Annotated in this window: 10 protein-coding genes; 3 read left to right on the top strand and 7 right to left on the bottom strand. The window is 51.5% G+C overall.

Features of this window, described 5'->3' with window-relative positions; genetic code table 11:
- The coding region (locus AB5H98_RS11055; RefSeq protein WP_367925956.1) for a DEAD/DEAH box helicase at positions 1–1,208 on the bottom strand (1,208 nt) is incomplete at its 3' end.
- A 391-nt stretch (positions 1,209–1,599) separates the two neighbouring features.
- Between AB5H98_RS11055 and AB5H98_RS11050 the strand changes: the two genes are divergently transcribed.
- Entirely contained in the window at positions 1,600–2,169 is a 570-nt protein-coding gene (locus AB5H98_RS11050) for a manganese efflux pump MntP family protein (RefSeq protein WP_367925955.1), read from the top strand.
- A gap of 102 nt (positions 2,170–2,271) precedes the next feature.
- On the top strand, positions 2,272–3,663 hold the full coding sequence (locus AB5H98_RS11045) for a sodium-dependent transporter (RefSeq protein WP_367925954.1): 1,392 nt from the start codon (positions 2,272–2,274) through the stop codon (positions 3,661–3,663).
- Between the two features lie 33 nt (positions 3,664–3,696).
- Here the strand turns inward: AB5H98_RS11045 and spoIIP are convergent, their stop codons facing one another.
- From spoIIP to gpr, 4 genes are all read right to left on the bottom strand, one after another.
- Positions 3,697–4,869 (bottom strand): stage II sporulation protein P, encoded by a 1,173-nt coding sequence (gene spoIIP, locus AB5H98_RS11040; protein ID WP_367925953.1) that lies wholly within the window; start codon positions 4,867–4,869, stop codon positions 3,697–3,699.
- Between the two features lie 98 nt (positions 4,870–4,967).
- Positions 4,968–6,314 (bottom strand): 2-hydroxyglutaryl-CoA dehydratase, encoded by a 1,347-nt coding sequence (locus AB5H98_RS11035; protein WP_367925952.1) that lies wholly within the window; start codon positions 6,312–6,314, stop codon positions 4,968–4,970.
- A 40-nt stretch (positions 6,315–6,354) separates the two neighbouring features.
- The gene (locus AB5H98_RS11030; protein WP_367925951.1) at positions 6,355–9,249 is read right to left on the bottom strand and encodes an acyl-CoA dehydratase activase; all 2,895 of its coding nucleotides are present in this window, start codon (positions 9,247–9,249) and stop codon (positions 6,355–6,357) included.
- A 234-nt stretch (positions 9,250–9,483) separates the two neighbouring features.
- On the bottom strand, positions 9,484–10,284 hold the full coding sequence (gene gpr / locus AB5H98_RS11025; protein WP_367925950.1) for a GPR endopeptidase: 801 nt from the start codon (positions 10,282–10,284) through the stop codon (positions 9,484–9,486).
- Positions 10,285–10,416: 132 nt separating this feature from the next.
- Here gpr and rpsT point away from each other — a divergent pair, with 132 nt between their 5' ends.
- Positions 10,417–10,680, top strand: a complete 264-nt coding sequence (gene rpsT, locus AB5H98_RS11020; RefSeq protein WP_367925949.1) for a 30S ribosomal protein S20 — start codon at positions 10,417–10,419, stop codon at positions 10,678–10,680.
- A 50-nt stretch (positions 10,681–10,730) separates the two neighbouring features.
- Here the strand turns inward: rpsT and spoVAE are convergent, their stop codons facing one another.
- Both spoVAE and AB5H98_RS11010 read right to left on the bottom strand, forming a co-directional pair.
- A complete protein-coding gene (gene spoVAE / locus AB5H98_RS11015; protein WP_367925948.1) occupies positions 10,731–11,087 on the bottom strand; it encodes a stage V sporulation protein AE in 357 nt (118 codons plus the stop codon).
- On the bottom strand, positions 11,084–11,248 hold the full coding sequence (locus tag AB5H98_RS11010) for a hypothetical protein (protein ID WP_367925957.1): 165 nt from the start codon (positions 11,246–11,248) through the stop codon (positions 11,084–11,086). The genes spoVAE and AB5H98_RS11010 overlap by 4 nt, the downstream gene beginning before the upstream one ends.
- Between the last annotated feature and the right edge of the window lie 12 nt (positions 11,249–11,260).

The following is an 11,260-nucleotide window of genomic DNA, read 5'->3' as shown; positions in this document are numbered from 1 at the left end:
GTTCCAGATGGATCCGTTCCAGCTTTCTCTTTCCTGTTTTGCGGCCGCTGTTGCGTTTGGGAAGGCGCAGTGCCCTCCTGCATGGGCCAGGCATGGCCGCAGACCGGAATGTGCTGCCTGGTCAACTTTTCAATGTCCCGCAAATATTCCATCTCATCGGCGCAGCAAAAACTCACCGCCACGCCCTGTGCACCCGCACGGCCCGTGCGGCCAATGCGGTGTACATAAGTTTCGGGGACATTGGGCAAATCATAATTAAATACATGCGAAAGTCCGGATACATCGATGCCACGAGCAGCAATATCGGTGGCTACCAAGACCCGAATCTGTCCGGATTTAAAACGGGACAGAGCACTTTGCCGTGCGCTCTGGCTCTTGTTTCCGTGAATGGCCGCCGCCTGGATTCCTGCTTTCGCCAAATCCCGCACGACCCGATCCGCACCGTGTTTTGTGCGGGTAAAAACCAGAGCGCTGGTGATCTGACCATCCTTTAAAAAGCTAGCCAGCAGATGCTTTTTGTTGGCCTTATCTACAAAGCAAACACTCTGCTGAATGGCCTCTACCGTTGTAGCCGGCGGCGTGACCATTACTTGCACTGGATCGCGAAGAATGCCTGCTGCAAGCTGTTCAATCTCCCGCGGCATGGTGGCCGAGAACAAAAGCGTCTGCCTTTTTTTGGGCAGATGGCGCAGCACTTTGCGCACATCGTTCACAAACCCCATGTCCAGCATGCAGTCCGCTTCATCCAAAACAAAAATCTCCAGCGAGGAGAGATTCACGTGCCCCTGGTCGATCAAATCATTCAAACGGCCGGGCGTTGCCGTGAGCACATCCACGCCTGCTTTCAGCTTTTCCACTTGCAAAGCCTGGCCGACACCGCCAAAGATGACCGCGTGGCGAACCGGAAGCCGTGCACCGTAGGCTGCAAAACTTTCGTCGATCTGTAAAGCCAGCTCCCGCGTAGGCGTCAGCACCAGTGCCCGGATGGGGTGAGCGCCATCGCGCCGGCAACGGCTGTACACCAATTGCAAAATCGGCATGGCAAAAGCCGCTGTCTTTCCAGTTCCGGTCTGAGCACATCCCAGCAAATCCCGTCCAGATAAAATGGGCGGAATGGCCTTTTGCTGAATGGGCGAAGGCTGTGTATACCCCGCTTCATCCGCCGCAGCCAAAATGGGTGAGATAAGGTTCAATTCGCTGAATCGCATGATAAAATCCTATCTGTGCAAAATTAGCAGTGTGGCCACAGAAAACCACACAATACTATTTTTTAGTATAACACAGAACCCGGGAAAGCCCAAGGCAGAGGATAAGAAAAATTTCACAAATTTTGATTTTGGCCTTAAAAAATCCTCTTTTTTTGAGCAGAACATTGCATTTTTAAGCTGGACATGGTATCATCTTTTTATACTTCTGTGGGGGAGTAGTTTACGCACCCGGACCGGGCGCGGGTAAAGTCAACATACTGGCATCTGCCTGGCTTTGCGTTAGAAACAAGACCCATGGGTGGCTGGCGCTACCCGTGGGTCTTTTTTTGCGTCTGAGAACTCATGCGGCTGTTCTCTCCCTCATACACATTCAACCGGAGGGGTTTGTTTTATGGATCTGATGACGTTGTTTGTTCTTGCGCTTGGATTGTCTATGGATGCATTCGCCGTATCCATCTCCAACACCATGTGTTTCACACAATTGCGACGCCGACAGTGTGTGGCCGCCTCGTTGAGCTTCGGCATATTTCAGGGCGTAATGCCGACCATCGGCTTTTTTGCCGGCCGCGCCTTTGCGGGCTTTATCTCCAGTGTGGATCACTGGGTCGCCTTTGTCCTGCTGGCACTGATTGGCGGAAACATGGTGCGCGAGGCAATTGAGGAGATGCGCAAACCGGAAGAATGTCCTCTTGAGAGAAATTACACCTTCAAAATGATGCTTGCCCAAGCTGTGGCCACCAGCATCGACGCTCTGGCCGTGGGTGTAAGCCTTGCGGCGCTGAATGTAAACATTGTTGCGGCTGCCGGATTCATTGCCGGTGTGACCTTTGTTTGCTGCTTGGTCGGCCATTTTTTGGGCCGGCGGTTTGGCAGCCTCTTGGGCAAACGGGCCGAAATTTTGGGCGGATTGATTCTGATTGGAATTGGATTGAAAATTCTGATCGAACATTTGAGCGAATAATCAAAAAAGGGCCTTGTTGATTTGACATAGGCCCTTTTGTCTTGTAACATAAGAAAGTGACGGCCGTATAAAAACGACCGCAATGCATTGGAGGTATCAAGTGTGGAAAATCGTGAAAAATTTGCCTCCCGTCTCGGGTTTATCCTGATTTCGGCTGGCTGCGCCATCGGTCTTGGCAATGTATGGCGTTTTCCTTACATCACAGGTCAGTACGGCGGTGCGGCGTTCGTACTGCTGTATCTTTTGTTTCTTGTCATTCTGGGTCTGCCGGTCATGGTCATGGAGTTTGCTGTAGGCCGCGCCAGCCAGAAAAGTTGTGCCAAAAGCTTTGAAAAGCTGGAACCCAAGGGGAGCAAATGGCACTGGTACAAGTGGATGGGCTTCGGCGGATGCTATCTTCTAATGATGTTCTACACCACCGTGGGCGGTTGGATGCTGTCTTATGTGGTAAAAAGCGCCACTGGCACGTTCAACGGTATGGACACAGAAGCTGTGGGCGGCGTATTCAACAACATGCTGGCCAATCCCAGCGAACTGATTGGCTGGATGTTGGTGACCATTATGCTGGGCTTTCTTGTTTGCAGCATGGGCTTGCAGAAAGGCGTGGAGCGAATCACCAAAGTGATGATGAGCTGCCTATTTGTGATCATGATTGTTTTGTGCGTGCGCAGCGTCACGCTGGACGGCGCGGTAGAAGGACTGAAATTCTATCTGATTCCCGATTTCAGCAAAATGTTTGAAAACGGATGGGCTACTTTTGGCGAAGCGGTATACGCGGCCATGGGACAATCCTTCTTCACGCTGAGCCTTGGAATTTCGGCTATGGCCATTTTCGGCTCCTATATCGGCAAGGACCGCTCTCTCATGGGCGAAGCTGTGAACATCGGCATTCTGGACACTGTGGTGGCGCTGATGGCAGGCCTCATCATCTTCCCTGCATGTTTTGCTTTCGGAGTCAATCCTGGCGAGGGACCCGGTCTGGTGTTCGTAACGCTGCCCAGTGTGTTTAATCAGATGTGGGGTGGCGCCTTCTGGGGTTCGCTGTTCTTTTTATTTATGAGTTTTGCTGCGCTATCCACAGTGATTGCTGTATTTGAAAACTTGATCAGCTTCTGCATGGACAACTGGAACTGGGACCGCAAAAAAGCCGTAGTGGTCAACGGTCTGGCGGTCACGGTTCTCAGCCTGCCCTGCGCGCTGGGCTACAACGCTTGGTCCGGATTCAGCGTTCCTGGCATCGGCGACATTCAAACGCTGGAAGACTTTGTTGTATCCAACAACATTTTGCCTTTGGGAAGCGCAATCTACCTTTTATTCTGTGTGTGCAAACGCGGCTGGGGTTGGGACAACTTCATTGCCGAAGCAGACACCGGTGTGGGTCTGAAATTCCCCAAATGGGCTCGTCTGTATTTGAAATACGTTTTGCCTTTGTTGATTCTGGTGATTTTCGTAATGGGCTATGTACCCAAGATTCAAGCCTGGATGGCCATGTAAAAAAGCAGAGGGACGCTTTGGCGTCCCTCTTTTTTATTGTCCCGCTTCGGATGTAAACAACGCCACCAATGCCTTTCCCACAAGACGGGCGGAATAGATGGCTTCCTGAAGTGTATTTCCATGGCCGCCCATTTCAATCAGCAGACTTCCGGTGGTCAGATCCTGATTGTAATAGCGATAGTCAAACAAAACCGGCCGTGCCAGGCCCGGATAGAGCGTTTCCATCGCATCCTGCCAACGGGATGCAAAACGCAGATTTTGTTTAAAGTTTGGCAGATTTCCATTGAGATCCGCCCCGCAAATGATCATCACCTGAGCCGCCTTCTTCCCGTCGATTTCCACTACGGGCTTCACGCGGGTCCCGTCCTCTCGCTGAATGGCATCTCGGTGCACATCCAACACCACTTTAATGGATGGATATTTTTCCAAATAGCTTCGCACAGTCGCATTGCTCTTCTCATAACTGCCATTGTAGCTTGGGTAATCGTGCAGCGTCGCATCCTGCACGGTATTGATTCCCGCTGCATTCAGTGTGCGGGCCATTTCGGCACCCACGGCCACCATGTTTTGGGACGTATCGGTATTTCGGGCGGAATAGGCCGGGTCGCACCAAGTACGGTCTACGGTTTCATAACTTTCGGTTGCATGGGTGTGCATAATAAGCACTTGAGGCTCATCGCTGTTCAATTCCACCGAAAAAGGTAGCGCTTGCATCGTTTCTGCGGCAATTTCTTCTGCAGATAGTTCTGTACAATTTCGAATGCTGCCGGCACCGCTTTGTACATATCCGTTTCCCGTTCCCTGTCCGTAAAAAATTTCTTCGATGGGCACCATTCCTTCCGGCATGGGAGAGTCATCTACCGGTGCAGTTTCAATCGCGGGTTCGTCTGTTGTCTGAGTCGGTTGGACCGTCTGGACTTGGGAATCTGCTGCCGGTTCCGTATCCTGCTGGGGCAACGTCTGCACAGGCTGACTTTGCTGTGGTTGTTCATGTGGCTGCTCTTGTTCAATTCGATCGTCCACCACCTGTTTCGCAGCTCCCAGAGCTGCATCCGGAGCACACAAAAGTCCACTGAGATAGGCGGTCGTCTGTCCGGCCCCTGCACCACCTGGCACCGTAAAAAACATACCGCCCGCTACCGCCAGCGTAACGGCACAGACTGCTACTGGTGCCCACCGGCGCGCACCCTGCCCCCGCTTGTACATTTTGCCATCACCTCGAAGAAGTATATGCGAGGGACAGGCCATTCATTCCTTGTAAAAAAGAACCGACCCTCATCCGAGGCCGGTTCTTTTTCCATTCTTTAATTTTCCGCGAAGGCCGGGGCAAGTCCCGGCACTTTTACACCGGGAACTTTTACTTCGCCGTATACCGGCTGAGGTGTTCCCGTACCGCCATTTTGACCATTTAGGCGCTCTCGCGCAACACTGAGCATCAATTTGATACGATTCTCTTGGTTGACACGGGTCGCACTGGGGTCATAGTCGATGGGCGTGATGTTCGCATTGGGATAAATGGTGCGAATCTTATTGATCATGCCCTTGCCGCAAATATGGTTCGGCAGGCAACCGAAAGGCTGTGCACACACAATGTTCTCAAATCCGGTCTTTTGCAGCTCCATCATCTCCGAAGTCAAAAGCCAGCCCTCACCCATCTTGTTTCCGTAGCCAATCACGCCTTTGGCAAGCTGCATGGTATGTTCAAACAGCGTAGGTGCATGGAACTGCGGATAGCGGGCAATGGCATCGATCATACGCTGCTCGCGCCGAGTCAGCCACTTCATCAGCGCATCCGCCCCCAGAGCCACGATCCGGCTGCCGCCATACAGGCGGATGGTGATGGATGTGTTGGCGATGCAGTACTGCACAAACCCCATCAGCCCCGGCAAATTGACTTCGCAATCTTCGCTGTGGAGAAACTCTTCCAAATGGTTATTGCCGAGAGGCGAATATTTTACATAGATCTCACCCACGACACCCACTTTGACTTTTGGGCTGTAGGTCACATCGATTTGAGAAAAATCTCGGGCGATGGCGTTAAAATTCGCCGTCATATCCGACAACGTCACGCCCCGCTTTTGGTCAAACTGAGCCGCGATCTCCCGCACCCAGCTTTGAACCAGCGCATCCGCACTGCCGGGTTTGTTCTCGTAGGGTCGGGTCTGGTTTGCCAAACTCATCAGTTCGTCGCCATAGAACACCGCCGCCAATACCTTGCGAACCAGCGGAAGCGTTAATTTGAATCCGCTGTCTTTTTCCAGTCCCGAGAAGTTCAGGCTGGCCACAGGCACCTGTGGGAATCCTGCTTTTACAAGCGCCTTACGCAACAAATGAATGTAGTTGGAAGCGCGGCAACCACCGCCGGTTTGAGTAATGATCAAAGCCGTATGGTCCAAATCGTACTTTCCGCTTTTCAGCGCGTTGATGAACTGGCCGATGACCAAAAGCGCCGGGTAACAAGTATCGTTATGTACGTATTTAAGGCCTTCCTGCGCCACGTCGTGACCGCTGTTGTCCAGCAGCTCTACCTTGTATCCCTCATCTCGCATGGCCTCTACAATCATTTGAAAATGAATGGGTGCCATGTTGGGCATCAAAATTGTGTGCGTACGTTTCATTTCCGGCGTAAACCGGGGATACTGATATTCCATGCTCTGCCCCTCCTTCGGGCAATATGGCAGGGCGCAAAGCTCACTGCTCCAGCGCCGCGAACAGACTTCTCAAACGGATATTCACCGCACCCAAATTGGCGATTTCATCGATTTTGATCTGTGTGTACAGCTTTCCTTCTCCTTGTAAAATTTCGCGGGTCTCATCCGTAGTAATGGCATCCACACCGCATCCAAAACTGACCAATTGCACCAAATTCATATCCGGCTGGTCCGCAATATACTTTGCTGCCGCGTACAGACGGGAATGATAGGTCCATTGATTCAAAATGCTAGTGGGGAACTTTTCCACCAAATGGGAAATGCTGTCTTCGGTGATGACCGCCGCATCATGGCTGCAAATCAACTTATCAATTCCGTGATTGATCTCCGGATCCACATGGTAAGGACGACCCGCCAATACAATGATTTGTCGATTTTCGCTGCGGGCCTTTGCAATGATCTCGACCGCCTTTGTGCGGACCTGAGCCATGTGAGACTCATATTCTGTGTAGGCGGCCTGAGCCGCTGCATACACCTCCGGGCGGGTGATGTCCGGCCATGTCTTGGAAAGAATGGCCCCGATTTTTTTCACAAAATCCTTTCGACGATGAATGTCCACATAATCGTACAAAAAGCGCATCTCTCGAATTTCATGGCAGTTTGCTGCGATGACTTCGGGATAATAAGCGACCACCGGACAATTGTAACAGTTGTCGCCCAAACCTTCGTCTACGTTGTAGGTCATGCACGGATAGAAAATCGCATTCACCGCCATTTTACTGAGCCGATGGATGTGACCATGTACCAATTTTGCCGGGTAACATACGGTATCAGAAGGAATCGTGCTCTGGCCTTCCAGATACATTTTTCGGCTGGACACGCCGCTGTTGACCACCGAGAATCCAAGCTTTGTAAAAAATGTATGCCAGAAGGGCAAAAGCTCGTACATATTCAACGCCAGCGGCAAGCCGATGGTTCCTCTAGGGCCGGGCTCCGGCTTATAACTCTCCAAAAGGTGCAGTTTGTACTCGTATAAGTTTAGCGGATTCTCCGCTCCGCGATGCGTCACCGGCCGATCACACCGGTTTCCGCTGATGTATTTCTTACCGCCAGGGAACAGGTTTACTGTCAACTGACAATTGTTGCCGCACAAACCGCAAGCAACGTTGCGCACTTCCTGCGTAAAGTTTTCCAGTTCGGTTTGGCTCAACAGCGTAGAGTGCTTACGTCCCTTCGCCTTGCCATACAAAGCAGCACCGAAAGCACCCATCAATCCCGCGATATCCGGCCGAATGACTTCTACTTTCATCTCCTGCTCAAAGGCGCGCAGCACAGCCTCGTTGTAGAAAGTGCCGCCTTGAACTACAATTTTCTTTCCCAGTTCTTCCGGGCCAGAGGCACGAATGACTTTATACAAAGCGTTTTTCACTACGCTGATTGCAAGTCCCGCAGAGATGTTTTCAATGGATGCGCCATCCTTCTGTGCCTGCTTGACGCTGGAATTCATAAACACTGTGCAGCGGCTTCCCAAGTCCACAGGGCGATCTGCAAACAAAGCGAGCTTTGCGAACTCGGGAACATCGTACCCCAATGCCTGCGCAAAGGTTTGCAAAAAGCTGCCGCAACCGGAAGAACAAGCCTCGTTTAAGAAAATGTTCGAAATTGCGCCATTCTCTATTTTGAAGCACTTCATATCCTGTCCGCCGATGTCAATTACAAAATCCACATCCGGCATAAAATGCTTGGCAGCGGTGAAGTGAGCCACCGTTTCCACTACACCGTAATCTGCGCCAAACGCGCTCTTTACAATGTCCTCACCGTAACCTGTGGCCGTAACGCTGCCTACTTCAAGGTTCGGATGTGCATGATAAATCTCCAACAACAACTGGCGAATGATGGGGATTGGATTGCCGCTATTCGGTTGATAGCTGGTGAACAAGAGATTCTCCTGCTCATCGATGACCGCCGCCTTTACAGTCGTGGAACCAGCGTCGATGCCGATGTACACTTTGCCCACGTCGCCGGTAAAAGGTTTGCGGGGCACACTGGCTTTTGCATGACGCGCCCGAAAGGCCTCGTACTCCTCCTTGCTGGCAAACAAAGGTGGATCAAAGGCATAGCTGGCCGTGGCACTGTATTTTTCCAATCGGTTTGCTACCTGGGTCAAATTCAAAGCCTTGTCCGAATACAAAGCCGCACCCAAAGCCACATAATAAAGGCTGTTTTCCGGGCAAGTACCCGTCAATTTCAAAACCTTATCAAAACTCTTTTTAAGCTGAGGCAAAAAAGTCAACGGGCCGCCCAGATACAATACATTTCCTTCAATGACACGGCCCTGCGCCAGTCCCGCAATGGTCTGGTTGACTACTGCGTAAAAAATGCTGGCAGCTACATCACCGGTTTTGGCGCCCTGATTAAGCAACGGCTGAATATCACTCTTTGCAAATACGCCGCAACGGCTGGCAATGGTATAGGTCTTTTCCGCATGTTGCGCAGCATCGTTCATCTCATCCGGAGTCATTTTCAGCAAAGTAGCCATCTGATCGATAAATGCACCTGTACCGCCAGCACAACTTCCGTTCATGCGCACTTCTGTGCCGTGGGTCAAAAAGAGAATCTTTGCATCCTCTCCACCCAGTTCAATGACCACATCCGCATCCGGCGCATAACGTTTGGTCGCCACACGAGTCGCGAATACTTCCTGCACAAAGGGAACGTCACAGGCAGTGGCCAGACCCATTCCCGCAGATCCGGAGATGGACAAAAGAGCACTTTCACCCTTGCAAATTTCCTTGTCCAAACGCGCCAAAACCTCAGCGGCTTTCTCCACAATGTGAGAATAATGCCGTTCATAGGCTTTGTAAATCAAGTTGTCGTTTTCATCCAATACCACGCATTTAATTGTGGTGGAACCAATGTCAAGACCTATTTTCATTCTGTATCCTTTTCTGTTAAAGCTATAAAAACACCATTTTATATATACTATATTACTATTTTAATGATTAAATCAAAAATTGCAATTGACAAACCATGCTAATTGACGAAAAAATTCTTCCATTTTTGTCAAAATTTCTAAAAAGCTTTTCTTCTTTTTCCTCTTCTGCCAATATGTATGGCTCTCACAAACAAAAAACGAGGGAAACTCCCTCGTTTTTTCGAATATTGCAAATCAAGACGTGAGAAAGGTCAACTCGCCTACGCTGAACGCCGGTTGAAGCGCTTTGTTGATGGACAGCGATAAAAGTGATGCACCGTGCCGAATAATGGCGTCGATGTCTTTGGGGGTCATGACCATAGGCCTTCCACCGGTTTGCAGGCTGTCGGCTTCCATAACTGTGGGCACGCCCACCGCAATGACCGGAACTCCCAGTGTTTGCTGGGTGAGCGGCGTAGCATTTTGGGGCACTAGCCCAGCGGTGGAAAGCTGCACGCTACATCCCAGACGTCGGGCGTCGGAAGTGCACAAACTGTCGACGCACAGCACGGCCGCGGGCTTCATCTGTTGAACCATACTTTGCAAAAGCTCAGCAGTGGCCATGCCGGTGGTGCCCTCTACACCCGGTGCAAAGGCCGCCACAGGACGCAATCGGGTGCCTGGCGGCAGTTGGGCTGCCTCGCAGATATGCCGGGTCACAAATACTTTTGCGGCGGTAGCAGGCCCCAGGGCGTCCGCCGTGACACCGGGATTTCCCACTCCTGCCACCAGGACCAGTCCCTCCTTGGGCAGCAATGTGCGCAACTGACTGGCAATGGCCCACACATAAGCTTCGTTCTTATCATCGATGGCAGCAAATTGAGGCATGTCCAGAGTGATATAGCGCCCTTGTGGCCGGCGCAGGCCCGAGCGCTCTACATCCACTCTTGTCAATCCAATTCCCGCCGCACTGGCAGTGTAGATTTTCACTCCGTTGGGCACAGTTCCTTTTCCTGGCGGATAAATCTCCGCAGCGATATCCGTATACATGGCCATGATGCTTCCTTCCTTTCCGACGTCCCACAAAAGGGCGTTCTTTCCAAAAGTTTTTTTCAAAAAACACTTGCGCTTACGCGCAAAAAGTGGTATCATAAAGTGCACTGTTATGGGTACTAAGGAGGTGGTACGATGCCTAATATTAAATCTCAGAAAGACCGCGTGGTGCAAGCTAAGAAAGAGGCTCTGCACAACAAGGCCATCAAGTCCAACCTGAAAACAGTCGTCAAGAAGGCAGACGCCGCCATTTCCGCCGGCGCTGCTGATAAAGACGAAAAGGTGAAAGCCGCTGTCGTCGCAATCGACAAGGCCGCTGCGAAAGGCGTTCTTCATAAGAACACCGCTTCCCGCAAAGTTGCCCGCCTTGCCAAAGCTGCGAACAGAGCTGCAAAATGATTGAACTTGATAAGCCGCTGCCCTTTTGGGCGGCGGCTTTTCTTTTTTGATTAGTTCTGATCACGACTTTTGGCGACGAGGCTGGCAAGAAAACCAACGGTCAAAGAGGCGGTCACCCCGCCAGCCGCCGCGGTAAATCCGCCGGTCAGTGCCCCCAAAAGTCCTTGTTCTTCCACCGCGTCAATAACGCCCTGGGCCAGTAGATGGCCGAATCCAAGCAAAGGTACCGTAGCGCCTGCTCCCGCAAAGTCCGCCAGGGGATCGTACCAGCCAAGAGCCGACAACACTACGCCCGCCACTACATAGGTAACCAAAATGCGCGCTGGTGTCATACCTGTATAATCCATTAAAAGCTGGCCCACTACGCAAATCAGCCCGCCAATCACAAAGGCCCACACAAAATTCATCTTCCTGCCTCCTGTTCGCTGCTCAATTCCAGCAAATGCGCAATGCCCGGAATGCTTTCTCCCTGTAGAAAAGTCGTCTGGCTCATCAACGCACCCGTAGACAAAAACAGCACTCTGTGCAACCTGTTTTCCGCCAGTGCTCCCAACACGTGCCCACACAGTACCGTTGCACT

It is taken from the genome of uncultured Ruthenibacterium sp., assembly GCF_963558415.1.
Classification (GTDB): domain Bacteria; phylum Bacillota; class Clostridia; order Oscillospirales; family Ruminococcaceae; genus Ruthenibacterium.
This window is presented reverse-complemented; position numbering and strand designations above follow the sequence as displayed.

Coding starts and splice junctions, on each gene's coding strand:
- AB5H98_RS11050 (WP_367925955.1), top strand. CDS start 1,600: ATGGATCTGATGACGTTGTTTGTTCTTGCGCTTGGATTGTCTATGGAT.
- spoIIP (WP_367925953.1), bottom strand. CDS start 4,869: ATGTACAAGCGGGGGCAGGGTGCGCGCCGGTGGGCACCAGTAGCAGTC.
- AB5H98_RS11035 (WP_367925952.1), bottom strand. CDS start 6,314: ATGGAATATCAGTATCCCCGGTTTACGCCGGAAATGAAACGTACGCAC.
- AB5H98_RS11030 (WP_367925951.1), bottom strand. CDS start 9,249: ATGAAAATAGGTCTTGACATTGGTTCCACCACAATTAAATGCGTGGTA.
- gpr (WP_367925950.1), bottom strand. CDS start 10,284: ATGGCCATGTATACGGATATCGCTGCGGAGATTTATCCGCCAGGAAAA.
- rpsT (WP_367925949.1), top strand. CDS start 10,417: ATGCCTAATATTAAATCTCAGAAAGACCGCGTGGTGCAAGCTAAGAAA.
- spoVAE (WP_367925948.1), bottom strand. CDS start 11,087: ATGAATTTTGTGTGGGCCTTTGTGATTGGCGGGCTGATTTGCGTAGTG.